The organism is Paraburkholderia sprentiae WSM5005 (assembly GCF_001865575.2).
GTDB lineage: Bacteria > Pseudomonadota > Gammaproteobacteria > Burkholderiales > Burkholderiaceae > Paraburkholderia > Paraburkholderia sprentiae.
In genome coordinates this window covers 2675380-2696586 of sequence record NZ_CP017561.2, presented here as the reverse complement: position 1 = coordinate 2696586, position 21207 = coordinate 2675380, and the positions used below count along the sequence as shown (strand labels likewise).

15 protein-coding genes are annotated in these 21207 nt (G+C 57.3%); 12 read left to right on the top strand and 3 right to left on the bottom strand.

Annotated elements, in window-relative coordinates; genetic code table 11:
* Positions 1-216: 216 nt before the first annotated feature.
* Together BJG93_RS12255 and BJG93_RS12250 are read right to left on the bottom strand one after the other, a co-directional pair.
* A complete protein-coding gene (locus tag BJG93_RS12255; RefSeq protein ID WP_027198539.1) occupies positions 217-1266 on the bottom strand; it encodes a helix-turn-helix transcriptional regulator in 1050 nt (349 codons plus the stop codon).
* Between the two features lie 137 nt (positions 1267-1403).
* Complete coding sequence (locus BJG93_RS12250; RefSeq protein ID WP_027198538.1) at positions 1404-1694, bottom strand: hypothetical protein; 291 nt, start codon at positions 1692-1694, stop codon at positions 1404-1406.
* A gap of 167 nt (positions 1695-1861) precedes the next feature.
* Between BJG93_RS12250 and BJG93_RS12245 the strand changes: the two genes are divergently transcribed.
* The 5 genes from BJG93_RS12245 to BJG93_RS12225 all read left to right on the top strand — a co-directional run bounded on the left by BJG93_RS12245 (position 1862) and on the right by BJG93_RS12225 (position 10769).
* A complete protein-coding gene (locus tag BJG93_RS12245) occupies positions 1862-5311 on the top strand; it encodes a TM0106 family RecB-like putative nuclease (RefSeq protein ID WP_027198537.1) in 3450 nt (1149 codons plus the stop codon).
* Between the two features lie 93 nt (positions 5312-5404).
* Positions 5405-7879 (top strand): AAA family ATPase, encoded by a 2475-nt coding sequence (locus BJG93_RS12240; RefSeq protein WP_051374431.1) that lies wholly within the window; start codon positions 5405-5407, stop codon positions 7877-7879.
* Between the two features lie 113 nt (positions 7880-7992).
* On the top strand, positions 7993-9282 hold the full coding sequence (locus tag BJG93_RS12235; RefSeq protein ID WP_051374430.1) for an McrC family protein: 1290 nt from the start codon (positions 7993-7995) through the stop codon (positions 9280-9282).
* A gap of 196 nt (positions 9283-9478) precedes the next feature.
* Entirely contained in the window at positions 9479-9973 is a 495-nt protein-coding gene (locus tag BJG93_RS12230) for a hypothetical protein (protein WP_154671852.1), read from the top strand.
* A gap of 115 nt (positions 9974-10088) precedes the next feature.
* On the top strand, positions 10089-10769 hold the full coding sequence (locus BJG93_RS12225) for a hypothetical protein (RefSeq protein ID WP_034479628.1): 681 nt from the start codon (positions 10089-10091) through the stop codon (positions 10767-10769).
* 230 nt (positions 10770-10999) lie between these two features.
* Here the strand turns inward: BJG93_RS12225 and BJG93_RS12220 are convergent, their stop codons facing one another.
* A complete protein-coding gene (locus tag BJG93_RS12220; protein WP_051374428.1) occupies positions 11000-11560 on the bottom strand; it encodes a hypothetical protein in 561 nt (186 codons plus the stop codon).
* A 1831-nt stretch (positions 11561-13391) separates the two neighbouring features.
* On the opposite strand from BJG93_RS12220, the gene BJG93_RS12215 reads away from it, so the two are divergent.
* From BJG93_RS12215 to BJG93_RS12185, 7 genes are all read left to right on the top strand, one after another.
* On the top strand, positions 13392-14378 hold the full coding sequence (locus BJG93_RS12215; protein ID WP_027198533.1) for a hypothetical protein: 987 nt from the start codon (positions 13392-13394) through the stop codon (positions 14376-14378).
* A 196-nt stretch (positions 14379-14574) separates the two neighbouring features.
* Entirely contained in the window at positions 14575-15489 is a 915-nt protein-coding gene (locus BJG93_RS12210; protein ID WP_027198532.1) for a 5'-nucleotidase, read from the top strand.
* The gene (locus BJG93_RS12205) at positions 15486-16310 is read left to right on the top strand and encodes an SIR2 family NAD-dependent protein deacylase (protein ID WP_027198531.1); all 825 of its coding nucleotides are present in this window, start codon (positions 15486-15488) and stop codon (positions 16308-16310) included. The genes BJG93_RS12210 and BJG93_RS12205 overlap by 4 nt, the downstream gene beginning before the upstream one ends.
* A gap of 330 nt (positions 16311-16640) precedes the next feature.
* Entirely contained in the window at positions 16641-18047 is a 1407-nt protein-coding gene (locus BJG93_RS12200) for a hypothetical protein (protein ID WP_154671851.1), read from the top strand.
* A 2-nt stretch (positions 18048-18049) separates the two neighbouring features.
* Positions 18050-18853, top strand: coding sequence for a hypothetical protein (locus BJG93_RS12195; RefSeq protein ID WP_027198529.1), 804 nt, complete (start codon positions 18050-18052; stop codon positions 18851-18853).
* The gene (locus BJG93_RS12190) at positions 18841-19593 is read left to right on the top strand and encodes a hypothetical protein (protein WP_027198528.1); all 753 of its coding nucleotides are present in this window, start codon (positions 18841-18843) and stop codon (positions 19591-19593) included. The genes BJG93_RS12195 and BJG93_RS12190 overlap by 13 nt, the downstream gene beginning before the upstream one ends.
* A 655-nt stretch (positions 19594-20248) precedes the next feature.
* On the top strand, positions 20249-21127 hold the full coding sequence (locus BJG93_RS12185) for a GIY-YIG nuclease family protein (protein WP_231337400.1): 879 nt from the start codon (positions 20249-20251) through the stop codon (positions 21125-21127).
* The last annotated feature ends 80 nt before the right edge of the window (positions 21128-21207 follow it).

Below are 21207 nucleotides of genomic sequence, written 5' to 3'. Positions count from 1 at the left end.
CGCCGGGGCAACGGAAAAGCGGCGTTGAACTTGGGAACGGTCCTGGAGCAAATTCGGACCGCACCTTTTCTGCACCCGGGTGCACAAGACGGCGGGGCTGCTCTCGTATGTCAGCGCGCTTTCGCGCTGCCCATCATTCCACTATGCCTCGGCCACCTGTATTGGGTTTGAGGCATTGCATTAACCCCTCCGCTCGGACTTCGACTAGGTGTCAACTTAGCCCTTGTACCGCTTGGCGAGCGTCTCGTAATCCTGGGCAAACTCGTTGCGTAACGACTCCGGGGCAAGAATCTCGACCGTTGGTCCGAGTGAGCGCAGCCACCACCGGAGCTTCAGGCTCGGCACAACGGTACCGGAGACCTGCAGGCGTCCATCCGGAAGCGTCTCAAGCTCCTGGTCTTTGGACATTGGCGACTCGCGCAGGTAATTGCCAGACGTGTTGTCGAAGGCGATGACGAGTCGAATGGGCGGTTCCGGCAGGAAGTTGAATTGCTGTTCGTTTGCGACGTATTCCTGGAGACTGAAGTCTGCCGGATACGTGAATCCCTTACCCGACTCTTGTACGGAGACAATCCGGTCGAGCCGGTACAGGGTGCGCAGAGGCTTGAGCTTGCCCTTCTCGGGTTGCGGCTCGCTGTGTCCCACCATGTAGACGACACCGGCAGATTCCACCAGCGCGAGTGGCCACAGGGGCTTCACCTTGGGCTCTTCGACCTGTTTTTCCTTGTAGGCGGGCCGGTATCCGACCAGAAGTTCCCGCTCGAAAAATGTTGCCGAAATGACCGTCTGGAAGACTTCTGTCCGCAGTGGCGGGCGGATGAGCGCGAAGCTTCCATCGACGGAGTCAAGCTTGCCTGGCCATGACCGGTAAAGGCGGCTGTCGGGCCTTTCCCGGGACAACCGGACTTCTGCGGCCTTGAACAGCGGGTCAATATCCCGGACGACGGCTTCGGGCAGCTTGCTACCCGCGAATCGCTTGAGAATGCTGAAGGCAACAGCCTCCGAAGCCCCCATTAGATTGAAACTCCGGTTGGCCCCCTCCATCCAAGGTTTGCGTTGCCAGAGCAACTCGCGGCCGTCGCGGTGGGACAGCACCAGCTTTTCAGCCTCGAGCGCTTCTAGATGACGCTGCACCTTCTTCACATAGCGGACGTCTAGACGCGCTTCCTGGAGTCGGGCATAGACCGTGGGCGTCGATACCCACGGTACAGCATCCCGCTCGGTTGGAAGCGCAAGCAGGATTTTTTCGTCCAGTTCACTGAGCATCTGTTTATCCGTGGCGAATGCCGCTCGGCATCATGCTGAGAAATTGGGGCATATTTTGTCTGTTTCGTTGTGGGCGTGGTGTCGATGACCATTTCCGGACGTATCCGGGCCCGGGACTGAGCGCTCTTTCTTCCATTTCAAGGCTTAATGGGAAGAGCGGCAATCTCGTCGCGGTAATCCTCGAGGATTCGTTCACCGTCTGTCACGACTTCCATCGCGGCGAGAATCAGCTCCCATCGCTTAGCGATGAGCGCCGGCGCGTCGTCCACGCTCTCAAGTTTTCCCAACATCATGTCGATAATCGCTTCGTGTCCTTCGCGGATGGTCTGGTGAGCCTGGGAGATGCTCACAACGACATTCCACAAGCTGAACCCTTGCGACAGGTCGGCGGGAAGCGGCTGATTAAGCGGGTGGTCTGAGAATGGCATGGGGATTCCGTGGCTTCTTGCCATCGCCCTGCGTTTCACCTCGAACCCGGACACGGTGGAAGCACGGCTTTGGCTCGTTGTGTTTTGTAACCGTCCCGACATCGAGACGGTCTTTGTCCCGGTTATCGGTATTATCAGTAAAAGTCTGAAGGGTCAAAGGAGAACGAATGCTGCAACTGAACGGGGCGAGAGTATATTCGGCGTCGGACGTCGTGTCCTTCCTCGAGTGCGAGCACAGTACGACGCTCGCGCTGATTGACCTTGTGACTCCACTGCCGCGTAATCCTGAAGACGAGCAGCTCGCACTCGTGCAGGAAAGGGGGCTTGTCCATGAGAAGGCCTATCTGGCTACATTGACCGCGCAGCACAGGCGCGTCGTCGACATTAACAAGCACGCCGGAAAAAGCATTCAGTCCCGTGTCGAGGCGACGCTGCTGGCGATGCGCAATGGATACGATGTCATCTACCAAGCGGCCTTTCTTGACGACAACCTGCTCGGCTACGCGGACTTTCTTGTGAAGGTCGCGATGCCTTCGACGCTAGGCGACTATAGCTACGAACCCATCGACACAAAGCTCGCGCTCTCGTCTCGGAGCAAGTTTCTGGTCCAGCTCTGCTTTTACTCACATTTGCTCGCCAAAGCTCAAGGCCGATATCCTGAGCGTATGCGCGTGGTCTTGGGTTCTAACCGGGAAGCCGCGTACCGCTGCGCTGATTACCGATACTACTTTGACACGGCGCTCGCCCGGTTCCTGGCTCGGGTGGAGCGGGAGTCGGCTGCTGCGGGCAGCTACCCGGACCCGTGCGACAAGTGCAGCCAGTGTCATTGGAGCAATCTGTGCGAGAAGCAGCGCATCAAAGACGACCATCTTTGCCAGGTGGCGGGTATCGCGCGCGTACACATTCGCAAGCTGAAGGACGCCGGCGTCGCCACTCTCGCAGCTCTCGCGGCCATGAAGCCCGGCAAGCCAATTGAAAAAATTGCACCTGCCACGGTCGAGCGATTGCGCTCCCAGGCGGAACTGCAGCATAAGTTCCGCAAAGACGGCGTTCGCCGTCACCTCCTGCTCCAGAAAGAGCCGGGCGACACCCGTCTTCGCGGCTTGGAGCGGCTGCCAAAGCCGAGCCCGGGCGATATTTTCTTCGACATGGAAGGCAATCCGCTCGAGACCGGTGGCCTGGAATACCTCTTTGGCGTCTGGGAAGTCGACCAGCCAAACGGATATTTCCGTTCATTCTGGGCACATAACCGCGCTGAGGAAAAGCTCGCGTTCGAGCAGTTCATGGACTATGTGGACGCGCGCCTTGCGCAATACCCGGAGGCGCACATCTACCACTATGCCCCATACGAGCCCACCGCACTTAAGAAGCTCATGTCAGTGCACGGTACGCGCGAGGCGTCGGTCGACAATCTTCTGCGTCGAGGTGCGCTCATCGACCTTTACGCAGTGGTGCGCGAGGCGCTGCGCGTGTCGGAGCCCAGCTACTCCATCAAGTACATCGAGCGTTTTTATCGCGGGGTGCGTGCAGGAACGGTGACCAACGCCGGCGCAAGCATCGTGTTCTACGAGCGATGGAAAGTGCTCGCAAACGACCGCGAAAAGTCTGTGGAAGCGGAGCAGCTTCTGCAGGACATCGAGGACTATAACCGTGACGATGTCGAGTCTACCTACGAGTTGCGCGAATGGCTGCTGGAACTGCAAGCAGAGGCGGCACCGGCGTCAAATGCGCCAGAAGTAGTTGCCCCAGCGCTCGAACCCGTCGCAACCGACCCTGACACGATTCGCCGACAGGCCCTTGTCGAGTCGATTCTGCAGCCTCTTCCGCTGAAAGAGGCGCATTGGACTGTGGCCGACCGGTATCAAGCGCTTGTAGCACACCTGGTTTTCTTCCACGAGCGCGAGGCAAAGCCAGAGTGGTGGGCAATGTACGCCCGGAGGGACATGACCGATGCGCAGCTTATCGAGGACGCCGAGTGTCTTGGTGGCCTCGTCCCCGACCCGAGCCGTCAGCCGGTTCTGGAAAAAGAGTCGTTCCGGTACTTTTACAATGTGCCGAGCCAGGAGACGAAGCTGCGCACGGGAGTCACGCCTGCGGATACGAGGACCATGAACTCGCTGTCCAACCTACAGGTGGACATGCAGGCCCGGAGCGTCTCATTCACCGTGGGCAAAAAAACGCCCTTCAGCCCACATTCGGTGACGTCCATCGGGCCAGGCAAACCCCTCAGAACAGATGCTCACCGTGAAGCACTCGAGCATTTTGCGACCTGCATGCACAGCCACACGGCTGGTTATCGTGCAGTTCAGGCGCTTCTGCGACGCGAAGTTCCGCGTATCAGTGGTGCACGGCACGGCGTGGCGCTCATTGATGACGACTTGGACCTGCTTCCGCAGGTCATTCGCGTGGTCGAAGGGATGGACGAGACGTGCCTGTTCATTCAGGGGCCGCCGGGTGCGGGTAAGACATACACAGGCTCGCACCTTCTTGTTGAACTCCTGCGCAAAAAAAAGCGCGTTGGAGTGACCTCCAACAGCCATCAGGCTATCAACAATCTTCTGCAGGCTGTTGAGAAGCGCGCGCTGACTGCGAAAGTCCGATTCTCCGGAATGAAGAAGTCGAACGAAGACGATACATGTCACGGTGGCAGCATGATTGTTGACGTCAAGAACGACAAGGACATCGTCTCCGGTGGTGCCGACCTCGTCGCGGGCACTTCATGGCTTTTCGCGAAAAAGGAAATGCGCGACCAACTGGACTACCTCTTCGTCGATGAGGCAGGGCAGATGGCTCTTGCCAACCTCGTTGCCGTCGGCATGAGCGCTAGGAACATCGTCCTGCTGGGCGACCAGATGCAACTCGGGCAGCCGAGCAAGGGCATGCACCCGAGCCGCTCGGGGGAGTCGACGCTCGAATATCTGCTCGATGGTGCCGCTACCATCCCGGCGGACAAGGGCATTTTCCTGAAGACGACATATCGCATGCATCATGACGTCTGTCAGTTCATTTCTGACGCCGTGTACGACGGCCGGCTGATGCCAGCACCTGAAACGGCTAAACGCTTGGTTGACGCGCCCTTCGAAGGCGAGCCCGCAGCGCCCATGACAGGCATCCGGTATGTGCCCGTTCAGCACGACGGCAATGCGCAGTCTAGCGACGAGGAGGTCAGGAAAGTTGTTGATATCGTGAACGCACTCCGCAAGGGCACTCGGGACGAAGATGGTCGCATGGTGCCCATAACGCTTGAGGACATTCTCGTCGTCGCGCCATACAACGTGCAGGTCAACCAACTCAAGCGCGCACTGCCGACGGGCGCGCGAGTAGGAACCGTGGACAAGTTCCAGGGGCAAGAGGCGCACGTCGTCATCCTGTCTATGGCAACGTCAAATGCCGACCACCTTCCACGAGATATCGAGTTCCTCTTCAGCAAGAACCGCCTGAACGTCGCGGTATCGCGCGCAAAGGCGCTGGCCATCCTCGTGGCCTGCCCGGACCTGCTCACCGTTCCGTGCTCCAGGCCAGAGCAAATGGCGCTAGTTAACATGCTGTGCGCACTCGTGTATTACTCGGAGAGGCACGTAACATCGCGCGGTGTGCAGGTCCAGTTCACCGTATAACCGCCAGCGCGAGTGGGCGGGAGTAGTCGCTCCACTGAGCCGCCCAATGCTGGTACCGAATGAAAGTGGATAATCAAAAGCGCAGCCAGAGAAATGAAACAGAACGTCAATGATGCGAATGCGGTATGGGAAGCCTTCCTTGCACGCTGGCCGCTCGAGCGGCTCTACAGTCTTACGCTGGAGGAATACTCGCGGGTTAAAGGGGAAAAAGCAGAGGCGGACTCGTTTACCTATTGGATTGACACAAAGACTGACGGTCTCGGCTCCATCGGGCGGGGCTCATCCTTCAAGTTCGGCATTTATCATAGAAGCGATAATGAGGAAAAAATTCAGGCTAAGGGCCGCATCTATGGTGATGAATACGGTTGGCGCGAACGATACGGAAAAACACCGGTCGAGGCATTTAAAAAAGTGCATGATGAGGTAGTGAAGGTCGCGAAAGCGGCCAGAGCGGGACAACTGGACGTGGTAGAGGACGCTCTGCTCGCCCCAGCATTTAAATGGAAGATTGCGTTTCTCTACCAGGACCGTAAGAATCCGACCATCGTTCCCATTTTCAAAATCGAAGTGCTTCGCGCGCTGGCTGACGAAAAGGACAAGAAGTACCCGGACCTCTATCTTCGACTTTTGCAAGAGAGGGACAACGAAGACCTGGTCTCCTATGGCCAGAAGCTCTGGAGGAAAGCACTGGGCGAGCGCCTTAAAACTGAAGATGCACTTATGTTCCTCAAGGAGCGATTTTCCCTCATTAAAGAACCCGTGCAATACATGGCAGGGTTCAAAACTGAAGCGGGACGTCAACTCGGGCTGGTTTTGCGCGGAGCTACCGTAAGCATTTTTATGGAGCCGGGCAATTGGGATGCGTTAGCGCCCGGCGCGAGCGTTAGAGAGAGCTACGCCAAAAATCAGCCCCGGATAAGCAGTCTTAAGGCAAACGCGCCAAAACTGTGGGTGGAATTCCCTGCACAGAAAATTGACGTGCCGTCGATGGCCGTCCTTTCGTTGCTGTGCGACGCCTACGACAGCGACGCTTCCGACATGGGTATATCAGAGGAACAAACTATGAGTGAAATGAAAGCGAGCGCTGTTAACAGCTATCCAAGCCCCAACAAGATTCTTTACGGACCTCCCGGCACTGGAAAGACCTACAGCACTGCCAAGCTTGCCGTTGAAATTTGCGATGGCCATGCTGATATGGCGCGCGAAGACCTCATGGCTCGCTATGAAGAACTGCGTCGGGATGGGCGCGTCTGTTTCGTGACGTTCCACCAGTCTTACGGATACGAGGACTTCGTGGAAGGGCTGCGGCCCGAACTCAGGGACGGCCAAGTATCATATCGGGTGCGTCCCGGTGTTTTTCGGGAAATATGCGATGCGGCGCGGCTTAACACGCTGATTAAACCGGGACTAAGCGGAAAGCCGCTCAAGGACCGGGCGGTGTACAAGATGTCGTTGGGCGTTGCCGGGACTACCGAAGGGCAAGAAGTATTTCAGGAGTGTATTGAAAAGGGCTATGTATTGCTTGGTTGGGGCGAGAATGTCGATTTTTCCGAGTGCGGTACGGACGAGGCGATTCGCAAGAAGATTACAGACGACCGGCCGGACATCGATAGACCGGAGTCGCAAGCACGTTACATTCGCGTCTTCAAGAGCGAACTGCAAATCGGCGATATCATCGTCGTTTCCCAAGGCAACCGGTCTTTCCGCGCGATAGGCGAAGTGACCGGCAATTACGAGTTCCTCGAGGCTCCAGTCGCAGGTTCATTCCACCAGATGCGCCCTGTCCGCTGGCTGGCTGTTCTCGACGCGAACCGGGCAGTTGATGAAATTTACGACCGCAACTTTGTCCAATCTTCCCTCTACAGACTCGACGAAGACGGGTTGAAACTGCATGTTCTTGATGAACTGTTGAGGCGGCATAAATCCGTCGCACAACCCTATGTGTTGGTTGTGGACGAAATCAACCGTGCAAACCTATCCAAGGTATTCGGCGAGCTTATTACGCTGTTGGAACCGGACAAACGCGAAGGCTCCCCAAACTGTCTGACCGTAAAGTTGCCGTACTCCGGAGACGAATTCAGGGTCCCAGCGAACCTTTATGTTGTGGGTACCATGAATACAGCAGACCGGTCTATTGCGCTCCTGGATACCGCGCTAAGACGCCGGTTCGAATTCGAGGAACTTCAACCGGACTATGCCGCGTTGTCCTCGGAGCGCGTCGAAGGTGTTGTTGACCTGCGAGCGCTGCTTCGGGCAATGAATGAGCGCATCGAATATTTATACGACCGTGACCACACTATCGGCCACGCATACTTTGTGACGGTAAAGACTCTCGCCGACTTGGAACGCGTGTTCAGGAGGAAAGTGATTCCGTTGCTCCAAGAATACTTCTACGAGGACTGGTCGAAGGTTCGTCTCGTCTTGAATGATGAAGGCGAGTTCATTACATCTAACACTGAAGTCCCCAAGGGGCTGGAAAGGCTAGCGGATGGCCATGATGTGAAGCCTCGCTACGGGGTCAAGGCGGAAGCGTTCTCTGCCGACGCTTACCTCAACATTTACCAGTAAGTGCCGTGGCGCTAATATCTGTCCGTGAATACGGAAAACTCTACATAGGGGCGTTTGAACCGGCACGTCCCTCGGTTACAGCCGCTCAGGCGGAGCTGATAACAAACCTTAAAGTGACGTACGGATTCGAGGCTTTCAGGTACGTCAATGGCCATACTCTCGCCGCACAGCAGTATGTCGGAGTCTTTCAATTTGGGCCGCACACTATCGAGGTACTTCCGAAGGTGGGTGGTGGCGACGACCATAATGTTCGGCGCAATCTCGTAGCTATGTTGATGCTTGCGCTCGACCTCGACGTTGCGGAAGGCGAGACTGCGCACGTCGCGGCCCAGAAGCACGGCATTCTCGAGATTCTCATCCGGCTATTCTGTGACAAGCTCTTCGCCCAGGTGCATCGTGGTCTTGTCAGGCGTTATGAACCACGCGAGGAGAATCTTCCTGTGCTTCGCGGACGTCTGGCTGTTGCTGAGCAGCTTCGGCGCAATGCCGGCAATCCGGAGCGGCTATTCTGCCGCTTCGACGAGTTTCAAGAAGACAATGCTCTTAATGTCGTGTTGAAGGCGGCGGTTCGGCTGCTTCTCGGAGTGGCGCAAACGCTTGAAAACCAAAGGAAGTTGACGGAACTGCTGCTCGTTTTTGAGGGCGTCGCAGACTGCCAACGCGGCGTTCTGCCGTGGCATCGCGTCGCCTTCGACCGCCTCAGCGACCGTTATAAGGCCTGTTTCAAGCTCGCTGAGCTGTTCTTGAAAAATGAGCCACCTGATGTCGGTGGTGGTAGGCGTGTGGCCTTCTCGCTGTTTTTCGATATGAACACGCTTTTCGAGGAATATATCGGGAGGAAGGCGATGCGCGTATTTCGACGTCACGGAATCGCTGGCACGTTGCAGGGGCCACAGAAATATGTCGCGTTCGATGGGGGCACAGGGCGGGACACGTTCCTCATGAAGCCCGACGTGGTAGGTTCGCGTAATGGCTGCGCTGAATGGATTCTGGATACTAAATGGAAGGAACTCTCGCCCGACGAGGCGAGGGACGGTGTTGCCCAGTCAGACCTTTACCAGATGTACGCATACAGCAGTTGCTACGGATGTCCCGACGTTGTGCTTCTGTATCCGCACCACGAATCATTGGGCACGGTTGCAGGTGTGCGAAGGACTTACTCTTTAAATCCGTGGGCAAAAAACCCCGGTGTTGGGGAAGCGCGGCGTGTCAAGGTTGCGACGATAGATTTGGCTGACTTAGCGACAGTTGCCGAGCAACTCGAACGCATTATCTTCAGTGCCGAACGAGAGGGCGCATCGACGCCGATGGCAAAGGAAGGGGCGACCGCCGAAACGGCATTTGGACGTGCGGATTTGGTTCCCTTGGCGAACGTCCCCCTTTTATCAGACTGCGTAAGCTGAACCAGGATACCGGGGGTGAGCGGCGGATAGGGTAAGGTGCCGTCGCATCAATGTGTCTGTGGTTTCGCGACCCTCTGTCGAGCGTAGTCGGCATGCTCGGCCGCCGTATGGCTCGATTTGAGATATTGTTCGACCGGGGAGCGATGCGGGGCCGCATCGTGTCATGTTGAATTTCTGGGCGCAAGGTACATAGAAAGTGAATGCTTATATTTTCGAGAACTTAGGTCCGGAGGACCGCAAGCGGATTTCCTATCTGCAATCTCGCGACGACTGCGCACAGTTTGTAAGAAACGTTGGCGCTAAACATCCGCATCTTGTGCGTGCGGCACGTCAATGCTCAGTCGAGTTGCAGGTCACTGCGCTGAACCTCGAGTCAGCAGTGCGCCGAGACGTTTGGAGCGTCGTGTACGCACAAGAAGAGGCGCTCTTTGTGAAGCATGGTATGCGTCGGCGGGCGGGTAACACGCGCAAGGCTATAGAAAATCGAGGCGAACTCGGAGCGGTGATATTCATGGTGCAGAGGCCCGGAGGTGATGGTTTTGAGCTGTTGCATTCTCTCGGTCTTGCCGATTACACCTTTGAGGCTGTAGCGCTGCGCCACCCGGAACACTTCTCTCCTGAGATTGTGGAGGCGGCTCGCCGCAAGCTTAACGACCGACGAGGCCCCAATGCTGAGGAGACGGTTGCCTGACGAACTGATTCTCGGCAAATGTGTCGCCCGTCAATAGCGAGACCTTGACGTATGCGCGAGCCGGTGCGTACGCGTGTAATCCGTATTCGACGGCAGCAGCCTCGGGAGTAAACAATTGGTAGCCCTCACTCGCATAATTGACGGCGAGGAGCAGCCTTATGGGCTGTTCCACGTCACCCGTACACCGCTTAAGGTATTGCGTGAAAAAGGTTTGCGGGCAAACGCGCTTGGCGAATACTCCGTTCACAGAATTATCTTACGCCTCCAGGAAAGAATGGCAGAAGCATTAAGGGAGACGGCCCACCGGTATAGCCGCACGCACGAAGATTACTATCCTCGCGAACTCAGTTTGCAGGAGCAGATATCCATCGCGCCGGCGCACTACAGCGGCGTACTCCTGTCTCTTACGCGCGAAGACGCTTTGCTCGGGTTGAACGAAACATGCGAACCGAACAGAAAGGCGCGTGCGATGATAAACTTCTCACAGCAGTTCGAACCAAATGCTCTCGAAACGATAGCCCGGTTTCACCAGAACGACACTGTCCATGCGCTAGGCGTTTTAGATTCCGTGCCTGAAGAGCCATGGCATCTTCTCCGGCTGAGAGAGAGGCCTTCCTTACAAGACGGATTCTTCTCTCTGCTTGCAAAGCCGTTTCTTGAGGTGAACGGCATTATGCGGGACTATGGCAGAGGGGCAGAGCTACAACCTGTGGCGCGTGCTATCTGGTTCAACGGCATCATCCCGTTCGATAACCTTGATGTACTCGAAAGCGGCGGAAATTGCGGGAGTTCTTAGGGGGTGCGCTTGCTGGTTCCGTCAGTTTGTCGTTGTCTTCGCGGAGAGGCGCGCGCAGAGCATCGTACAGACGCGGTCGTGTGCCTTTCCGCTCGCATCGGCGCGAGCGTCAGCTTGCAAACAATCACAAACCGAATGGGCTATCGGGACAACCCGCTTTGATACTGCTCGGCACTTGAAGTCGGCGCACGTGTGCGCTGCGTCCGGTGTTGCAGTGGTCAGTCCGCACGTTACTGTTGCCTGATTTGCCAAAGGACCAAATCGAGCATTTTGGCTTCGGTTATGTTCGCCCACGGATAAGTCTTGCGAAAGTGTTCGACCAGGAAGCGACCGAGTTCAGTTCCCAAAAAACTGTTGCACATTTCGTCGAGCGTCTCGTGGATACGACAAATCCGCTTGATTCTGTCTGACGCATTTGCCAGCGGCAAGGCAAGCCCGACATTCCTAAGAACCATGCTGTCAATGACGTACTTCGACGGGTGGATGGTGGCAACCAGCTTGCTGATGAAGGATGCCTCGAAGCGCCCCGTCTTTTCCAGCATAAAATCCAAGCCCTCCCTGAATTCGATGCCCGTCAATAGCTTGCTTGCAAATAATCCATAGTATGTAGCTTGCCATTCCTGATTTCGACGAATTCGATAGAATCCGTTGAATTTTTTTTGAAAATCGCGGTCGCTAACGCGAGCAGCGCCCAATGCCACCTCGGACTGAATCCAGAAATATTTTCTCAGCCCTCGTTCTATCGAAGGAAGAGCGCCCAAAATCTGTTCTTTGGTCAAAGCAATTGGCATGAGGTATCCGGTCGTTCTCTGATGCAAAAAAGAGTGCTGATGTGTCTGAGTGACTGCACGGCTTGCGTCCGAGTCCTGGCGCGCAAACGCTGCTGCGTATAACGCGCTGCGCAATCGTCTGCCAGCGTGTGGCGTCTTGAGGACACCCGCGCCTGCTGCTCGCTACAGGGCCGGGCTACTACAAGGGATTCAATCGTCAAAGCAATAAAGGCGAAAGTCCTTGTACGGTCCACTCATTTGTGGCCATTCCATACTGGGTCGGTGTCATCATCCCACGACGGCGCGAATTGCACACTGCGCCATCGGTGATGAGTTCTGTCAAAAGGCGTTCCTTGTCCCTGCCGGGGCGACTTCGGGCTATATACCCAACCAGCCAGCCCTGCTTCATTCATTTCATCAACGCATTTTATAAATTCGGCCATTGACATACGGGGGCCGGATTTTAAAAACTCTAACCCCTCTAAGGCCGAAGCCGGTGTCCAAATCTGCCAGGAGTATTTGTAGAAGCGTGCGTTAGCGGTGGGCATCCACCCCAGACAAAACACGATTCCTTGCGGGGGAGAACGATTCCATGCTTCTTTTGTAGGGACTCTCACAGTGTTATCCGTTATTCTTCGCCATCTTTGGCTGGCCCTTCCAGTTAAATTTTCGCAACAGAAGGCGGGGCCTATCGTAGTGAGTTTACCGTGCCTGAAGCCTAACGAGACAACATAGAACGACTTTCACCGCACATACCTCAGATGCTATTTGGAAGCTCAGGCGAATGCAACTCCGTTGCTCACCGTTATATCGGCAGCATGTCCGATTGCTGAAGGTCGGTCGGCTTCGGGGGGGGCCGTGGACCCGCGAGAGCTGACGGTGGCATCACTGCCGACCCCGGCATCAGTCGCATTCCCCAAGTGTCCCGTCGAAACTGGACCGGAACTCTTCGTTCGTTTTGTTTACCAAATCCACGATACTGCCCCCGTCTTCGGTCAACGTCACTCGACAGTGTCCCCGACCTTGCTTGCACGAATGTTTGCCACGAGGTACTGCCGTGGATTAGGACCGACCCGCCCCTCGTGCGGGGGTTTGCCTTCTAGTTGGTATTGGACTCGATAGCGGGGAGTGCGATGGCTCTCGGTTTGTTGTCGCCTGCGGTAACGTGCGCAGCGAACATAGTAGACGGTCACGAAGACTCGGGTGCCGGTGTGTACACTCATTGCGCGCTGCATGTCAGAAAGTGCGTTGCTGTAGACCATAGTTCCCTAACCAGTCCAGTCCGATGCGCTCTCCAGCAGCGCCGTCAATGCTCACAAGGCCAAACACCATTGAACATACTTCCTCCAGTGGAAAGAAGCTGCCATTGTGGGACTTTTCTGAGACATTCGACGTCTCGATTGCCGACGGCCTCGCTTCGCTCCACGACGGCATCCGTGTGCCGTTTGACGAGGGCATCGCTGCTGCAGCATGAAACGAAGATGCAGCTTATCCAGTATTCGGAGGGCAGTACGTATTCGACGAGGGCAAATTCCATGACGCCCCGAAATCGAGGCGATTAAAAGTCCTCACTGCGACGAACATGGTCACGTATTCTCCGAGGCCGTCCTGTCGGCTGGCTTCGTTGACGTAGACCTGAGTTTGGTCGTGTCCGCTTCTGTTGCTTTACAAGCTCCACAAGCATTTAACGTGATTATTATCCGCCTCACGCTGGACATCGAGACGTTCTTTGTCTCAACGCCATCGCACAATTCATCTCCGTCATCGGTGCCGTGTCCCCGTGCTGATTGTCGACGTCTCTGGGGGCAAGCATTGACAGCTCTGACAACTGATTGCTTACTGGGAGGATGCATTGTACGAGCGCTTTTGCCTGCTAGCGACCGCGTTAAAACTGCCGCCGTGGGAAGGGCCTGCGCTGACGGCGTTTCTTAGGGAACTGAAGCGGCGGGTCGAGGCAAAGGCGGTCCGGTTGGAAACGCTTTTGCCCGGTATCTCATTCGCGACCAGTCGTGACGCTATCTGTCGGGCCAGCGTGATGCTGGACTGGCGTCGAATGGAAGAGGCGCTGGACCGCATCGAGTCGCAGCAAGAACTCGAAGAGCAGGCATGGGACCTGATTGATATGGTTCCTGCATGCTACGAACCAGATGCATCGGATTTCCCGCTTGCCGCGTTGCCCAGGGTGAGCGTGAGGACCTTCGCCGACCGCCTCGAGGGAGCGTTGCGCCTGGACGCGCCTCACGCGTATCAGTTGACTGCCGAACTCTACGGTGCAAGGGACTGGCCGACGCTTGCCGGGTCCAGGCCCTTTCTGCCTATTGCAGAGCCGCTCTACAGCTACCGTAGAGGCGTCGCCCCGGAATGTGCCTGGCTCGAGCCGAGCGAAGCTGCATATCGCGCGGACGAAGAATTTGAGGCCATGGCGCAGCTGCGCCAGGAGATTTTTCAGGCAGACCTCGCCCAGAACGAGTTCGTTGACCAGCCCGGGTTGCTGTGCGCCGGCGCAGTCGGAGCGGCTTTGCATCTTGTCAACCGCGAATACGAAATCGCAGAGTGGAAGGCGCGCTCGACGCTGCAGGCCGTCGAAGTTGACTATCCGGACGATTGTCGGCGTCCGTTGGCCCTGGGTAGCAGGACGCATCTGCTTTACATTCGCCTCAGGGCGGCGCTTTACGCCTCACTCGCTCACGCGGGCAAAACTGAGGAGGCCCACCTTGAACGCGCACGTCTCACCGCACGTGGCAAGGAGTACCGCGCGGACTACGAGCGTCTGCTCAGGCAGTGGGCTCCGCGAGACGCGAGACCCCAGCACCGGACCGCGCTACACGTGGTTGCGTGAAGCAGGTCGGGCGGCGGGCCGGACGCGGTCTTGCCGGTAAGGCTGTCGGACCGGCCCCAGGTTCCGCAAGGTTGTGGGCGGTGACACCGGTATATGGCCAAAGGCAGTCGGGAAGTGAACGACAACGTGCAGATTGGGACATGAATTGTCCCGATTCTTCATCACAATAATCTGGTCGATGTTGAGTGGGGTTTGAATGATTCCAGGCGAAAAGGTGATGACGGTTGCAGTTTCGGCGAGAGCGCTGTTCGACTTCGAAGAGGAAAACCGGGCGTTTCTAGAGGAAGACCCGGCAGGGTATCGTGCGCTCCAAGGAAAAAGGCTCGACCTTCCCGCTCGCCCGGGGGCAGCGTTTTCGCTCGTTCGAAAGCTTCTCGCCCTGAACTGCGGTGACGCACACAATGTCGAAGTCGCGATTCTTTCGCGCAATGACCCGGTCACCGGGCTGCGGGTTTTTGCTTCGGCCCGGCATCATGGGCTTCCCATTGGACGCGCCATTTTCACCGGCGGGGCGGCACCGCATCGCTATCTGGGCGCGCTCGGCGCGGACCTTTTTCTGTCGGCGAATGCCGTTGACGTTCGTGCGGCCATGGCTGCCGGATTTGCGTCCGCGCGAGTCTGGCCGGAGCCATCGCCTGAAGGCCATCTACGCGATGACGGCGAATTGCGTATCGCGTTCGACGGCGATTCAGTCTTGTTTAGTGATGAGGCCGAGCGCGTCTTCCGGTTAATGCAACTGGAGCGGTTCATCGACCACGAGGTCCGCAATGCACACACGCCTTTGCCACCGGGACCGCTCAAGCCGTTCCTCAGTGCGCTTTGCCGGCTTCGAAACGGCTCCGGGTCGCCCGTGTCGGTGCGGACGGCGCTTGTCACGGCGCGAAGTGCGCCTGCACATGAGCGCGCGATTCGGACGTTGATGGCCTGGGGTGTCACGGTGGATGAGGCAATGTTTCTTGGCGGCCGGCCGAAAGCGCCTTTCCTCGCAGAATTTGGACCGGACATTTTCTTCGACGACCAGTTGCGTAACTGCGAGTCCGCGTCGCGGCATGTGACGACGGGACACGTGCCTTATGGAATCAACAATGAGGCTGAGGTTGCACTTCAATGACCGACACTGAAGTGCTGGAGCGGGCTTCCCGCTGGCTGCGTGAGGCGGACGGCTTGCTTGTTACCGCCGGCGCGGGAATGGGCGTGGATTCGGGCTTGCCAGATTTTCGAGGAAATCAGGGACTGTGGTCCGCTTATCCGGCACTTGGCGATGCGGGCATTGCGTTTGAGGCGATTGCGAATCCGGATGCCTTCAGGAAGAATCCCGGACTTGCCTGGGGCTTCTATGGCCACCGCCTTGCGCTTTACAGGCGCGTCGTACCGCACGCGGGTTTTGCTGTCCTGCGACGCTGGGCGGACCGGATGGAGAAGGGGGCGTTCGTCTATACGAGTAACGTTGACGGGCATTTTCAGAAGGCAGGATTTCGGGAAAGTTCGGTCGCCGAATGTCACGGGTCCATCCACCACTTCCAATGCACGGAGCCTTGCTCGACCAATATCTGGCCGTCAGGCGGTTTCGAGCCGGACGTGGACGTGCGTGCGTGCCATCTTCGGAACGGATTTCCGCGTTGTCCGTACTGCGGCGGACTCGCGCGACCCAATATCCTCATGTTCTCGGACTGGGCGTGGCTGGAGGAGCGCACGCACAGTCAGCTCGATAGACTCGACAGGTGGCTTCAGGGAGTCTCGCGACCTGTCGTCGTGGAGCTCGGTGCGGGGACTTCGCTACCGACGGTGAGGCGCTTCGGTGAACGACATGGGCCACATGTCATCCGCATCAATGCGAGGGAGCCCGGCATTGATGCAACGAAGGGTATCGGTCTTCGCGGGACCGCGCTCGAGACGCTCGAAGCGCTTGATAGCGTCTTGCGTGGCGGCTGACCAGTACCGATTCGGCATGGATGCCGTCGGCAGTTGTATCCGCAAGCGATGGCCGGTTTGCTTGCCACCCTCACTGCGGCAGGAAAAATCGTAGTGCCTCTGCAGGTGTCCCGCTGGCGGCCACAGCAGGGAATCTGGGACTTGGCGACGTACGAGTTCCACAGGCCATCAATCCGCCTTCTGGGGGGCAGGCGTTGCCCGCAACAGTTTTTGGCGAGGTAAGCCTAAACCGCGCCGCTGACCGGGTGCGGGTGGTGACGGTAAAGGAAGCAGCCGTGGGCTGGCCTCGACGGCCGTTTCTGTCAATGCAACATCGACGAAGGTGTAACGGTGGATTTTTCGATTTCGGCTCTGTCTGAAATGCTTTCGAACGCGGAGCGAAATGTTGCGCGCGTTTCGGACCCTGTGCGAATGGCTTGCCTTCGCAAGCTTGCTGACACCTCGGACAGGCGATTTTTCTCCGCGTTGGTGGATGTGACGATGCGGCAGGACTCGCATTGGCGAGGGTACGCCTTCGAAACAACGCCCGGAAGCCAGTGGCGTTGCCGCGTCATTGAAGCGCGTCTGGAAGCGCTTCGTCCCTTCATGGAAAGCATGTATGAGGTGGCCACCTATGGGGCTGTTGACCGCAAACGGATGCTCCGTGTCGCGGGTATGCCCCAGCGCTATAAACACAATTTCGCGCGATGTGTGGATTACGCCCGCATCGCGATTGGCATCGTCGACAGCGGCCACGCTAGCGGCCTGACAGCGTTCTTCGCTCAGTACGTCCGTCTCGAGGACGGGAAGCATCAGCCAGAAGCGCAAAAGGCGCTCATCGACACATTCAGGGGGCTGGGCAGCGACCAGGCCGACGCGCTTGTTCGTCAGCTTGGCCTCTATCGCTGCGTGTCTCCACCGGGAGTGCTTGTGCTTCAGCGTCTCGGCGTTGTGAGCGGGGGCAGTCTCCTTCGGCTGCCTTCGGAGCGCGAGCGCAGTGAGGCTGCGGTTTTCTATGAGAAGGTTGCTGTCGCAACCGAAAAGCCGTACGGTTACGTCGAGGCAATCTTCGCGTCAAATTTTGTGTGGTCCCTGCTCGACAACATTCGATGGCCCGGCCGAAGGGGCACATGTATCGGCGATGGCCCCGAGTGCAACGTCTGTGCGCACGCCAGCTATTGCCGGAAGAGTGGTGTGGCGGAGCCGCCGGACACTAGGGTCGGCTGGCTGTGCCAATATCCGGCTTTCTACGACCAACTGGCAGCCAGTGATTCGGTGCTCGGTCGCCTGCCCAGAGCGGCTCGCGAGGCGGTCCTCCTCGCTCTGCGGCATGAGAACGCCACTTTCTGGCGAGCGCCGGTCGGCCTGCCGATTGAAGCGAAGTTGTTACCGGTGCGGGCGTCACTCGCTGATGTCACCGTTGATGCGTTGCGTGCAGCCCTTGCGCGAGCGGCAAGCGATAGTTTGCCAGAGCACGAGCCGCTGGAGGCATGTTTGCCAGAGACGTGGTCGGTCGCCGAATTCGTCGGACGGGGTGTTCCCTGCCTGCTCGAAAGCCCTCCTGGCATGCGCCTGGCGGGAGAGGGGCGCGAGCTACTGGCGGAATATGTGCGACGCGGCCATACAACGGTGCCGTTGCTGGCAGTCAACTGGAGGGACGTCGCGGACACCATGGCAAATGACGGGCTGTCCACCTCAAAGACCTATCCGGACTCCGGAACCGGGGAGCTCAACCCTTACTCTCTGGACCGACATTAACAATGTGCATTCGCCTCCAGGCCTTCATCGCCTGGACTGTCATGATGGCTCAGGCGACAACCTGCCTCGCAGCACATATCGATATCAGACCGGTGCCTTTGCCCATGGCGAAGTCCCGGCCACGAAAGGAACTCGTCAGCGCGGTGGAGAATTTGAACCGGCAAATCAGGGCGGATGCTGTTGACTGCGATGGCTATTATCGGTCGCGCGCCCGTGTTCTGCTCGACACGACATCCGCTTTCTTGATTGAGTCGTCGGTTGATGAGTATTGCGGCGGACCCCACCCGGAGACTGATGTGAAAGCTGTCATGTTTGATGCAGTCACCGGAGACCGATACTCGCCGCTTGCACTGCATGAGTTGGGGACGCAGAAAGACGTTGACGAGCGAATCAAATGGCGCGCTGGCATTCGCGACAGGATTAAGACAGTCTTTCTCTCGGATGCCAAAGCCGCACGGGATGGCGGCCAGTGCCGGTCGGTCATCGAAAGCGACAAAGCGGACGATTTTGATGTGAGTGCGATAGACGAGTCTAGCCTGGGCTTAGGTCTTGATGGTCTCCATGCTTACCCACAGCCGAGCCATGCAGTCCGGGCCTGTTACAGGACCGTTGTGCTGCCGTATGCATCGCTTCGACCTTATCTGAGTGAGGCGGAAGTGGTGCGTATCGGATGGACGGAGCCGCATCATACAAGGCGCGCACTTCGTGACAGTGGAAAGGCACCAATTGCCTATACGCATCAACATTCGCGTCGACTTGATGTCGCAGTGCAGACGAACAACCGGAGGAACTTGTGGGGGAGCTGACGTTCAGGGCTGGCGGCCAACTCGAATATTCCTATTGGATGACGGATGACGCAGAGGGGGAGAGTCGATATGTGCGGTGCGATGTGACTGACCGTGCAGCGGCATACTTGATGGAGCCGGTCCGGTTCGACGGGGAAATTTACATGCGTGACCTCTTCTCGCTGCTGGACCGGAATCCTATGCTGGTTGAAATGTTCAGCCGGTCGTACGCGGCCGAATATCTGGATGAAACAAGGAAGGGAAATGCTGAGGTCTATACGGGCGAATACGACCCGTCCGGCATCGAATACCTGGAGTTGTTCTACGACTGGGAAAAGAACAGGGAAACCCGGGTACTCGGCGGAGTCCATCGTCTTTGGGTTACCGGTGTGGGCTACAAACTTCGTGACGATGTGTTCGAGGACGGTTACCTCCTGCACAGGAAAGGCACCCGAATCGGCTGGGCAATCAAGTTTTCACCGGTCGCTCATATCTTCAACTATCCGCTGCGTTTTAACCGGAAGGTGACCGTCGTTGACAGTCGCGACATCACCCGCACAGCCCACATTTTCGTTGTGCCGTTTCCCACGCTAGCGCAGGTCATCAACGCAGTCATGTGGGAATTGTCGTGGGGCGGAAACCCACAGCAGACGGAAGAGTTCGTGGAAATGATTCACGAACACTCCGATGAAAAACACATGTCAGGGCCGATGTCGGTAGAAGAATTCTACGAGTTGCTTGGCAAGCCGGGTAATGAATAGCGTCCTTGCGGTCGCACCAAGCTTGTCGCTGGCCAGCCCCGGCGTCGTCAACGCCTGAGCTAAGTGACAACAGAAACGGTTACCAGTAGCTACCACGCATATACGCCTGGTACAGGTAAAAGGATGATTTTCGACTCCGGCCTTAAATCGGCACCACGAAATCAAACGCTGCCTCGCCACGAACTTCAAGTCGATTTGTTGGTAGTCTCCGCCAAGACGGCGCGCAGCCTTTCGCGCATCGGTGCATCGATTGGGTCGAGCACATCCTGGGTGACGTGCAGCCTCAAGTCGTCAGCGTGCCCAGTGCTGACCTTTAAGCTGGCATCAGCCACCTTCGTAGTGGATGTCGACCCCGGCGTATAATTCTCGTTGCTGAATACGTATGCGGCCGGACCTTGAGCGAGCCACGTGCTCGCCGTTCATACCGTTCACGTAAGCGCGCTGAGCCGATACTTTGAGTCCCCGGTGGTGTATCGCGAGCACGGCCACAATGTGCTCACGGTCTGTGTCCTGTATTTACAAGCTCACAGTCCTGAGCTGTCGGGCGCGCGTTGTTAATATAGTCTTCGACTCGAACGCTGTCGATGTATAAGCGGATAACTGAGCCTGCCAATCCAGGTATCGGCGTGCTGATGCCGCTCAACAAGATGCTTCCGTGGCAACTGCTAACCAAGCTCTAATGACTAACCGGCCACAAACCATTCAGATATACCTGCCATCAGGGGACCCGCGCGGGCTGCGCGTCGCTGAAATCACCACCCGCATCGTGAGGGTCATCGAGATACCGCGCAGCCTCGTCAGCGAATTCGCGACGATGTCTGAGGCCAACCAGGTCGGATTGTATTTCCTGCTAGGAGGCACCGACGACGGCGTTAGCCCAAAGGTTTACATCGGGCAGTCCGGCAATGTTGGAACCCGCATTCTCCAGCACAACCAGTCGAAGGACTTCTGGAACAAGGCCCTTGTCGCCGTATCCCTAACGAACAATCTTACGCAAACGCACGCGCTCTTTCTTGAATGGTTATCCATCAAGGAAGCCCAGCAGGCTTCTCGCTATCAACTCGAGAACGGCAACGCTGGCGCGCGCCCTCACACGCCCGCTCCACTGGAAGCTGATTGTCATGAGATTCACGAGACCGCGCGGACGCTCATAGCGACCCTTGGCCACCCGGTGTTCGAGCCGCTCAGGCCCTTGGAATCGTCGAAGCACGAGGAACTCTTGTTCTGCAAGGCGTCGGGAGCTGATGGTAAAGGATATTACACGGAGGAGGGGTTCGTTGTGCTCAAGGGGTCCAGCGGCCGACGCGAGAATGTGCCATCAATCCAGGGCACTCGAGATGAAGTCCTTCGAGAGCACCTTGTCGAAACCGGTGTGTTCGCCGTCGACGGAGAAAGAGTCGTTATCCAAAAGGACCACTTGTTCAGTTCTCCCAGTCGTGCAGCAGTCGCTCTGGCTGGACGTACAGCAAACGGTTGGATTGAATGGAAGAACGGGGCAGGAAAGACCTTGGACGAGCTAAAGCGGGTACCGTGACCAACACCGTCGTCGAGGCAAGGGAAAGCAAAAAAAATCGGCGACCAGATTGCGAGGGACCGGAATTGCGCTGCCGTGCA

Coding starts and splice junctions, on each gene's coding strand:
- BJG93_RS12210 (WP_027198532.1), top strand. CDS start 14,575: ATGATTCCAGGCGAAAAGGTGATGACGGTTGCAGTTTCGGCGAGAGCG.
- BJG93_RS12220 (WP_051374428.1), bottom strand. CDS start 11,560: ATGCCAATTGCTTTGACCAAAGAACAGATTTTGGGCGCTCTTCCTTCG.
- BJG93_RS12240 (WP_051374431.1), top strand. CDS start 5,405: ATGAAACAGAACGTCAATGATGCGAATGCGGTATGGGAAGCCTTCCTT.
- BJG93_RS12255 (WP_027198539.1), bottom strand. CDS start 1,266: ATGCTCAGTGAACTGGACGAAAAAATCCTGCTTGCGCTTCCAACCGAG.
- BJG93_RS12195 (WP_027198529.1), top strand. CDS start 18,050: ATGTGCATTCGCCTCCAGGCCTTCATCGCCTGGACTGTCATGATGGCT.
- BJG93_RS12245 (WP_027198537.1), top strand. CDS start 1,862: ATGCTGCAACTGAACGGGGCGAGAGTATATTCGGCGTCGGACGTCGTG.
- BJG93_RS12205 (WP_027198531.1), top strand. CDS start 15,486: ATGACCGACACTGAAGTGCTGGAGCGGGCTTCCCGCTGGCTGCGTGAG.
- BJG93_RS12250 (WP_027198538.1), bottom strand. CDS start 1,694: ATGCCATTCTCAGACCACCCGCTTAATCAGCCGCTTCCCGCCGACCTG.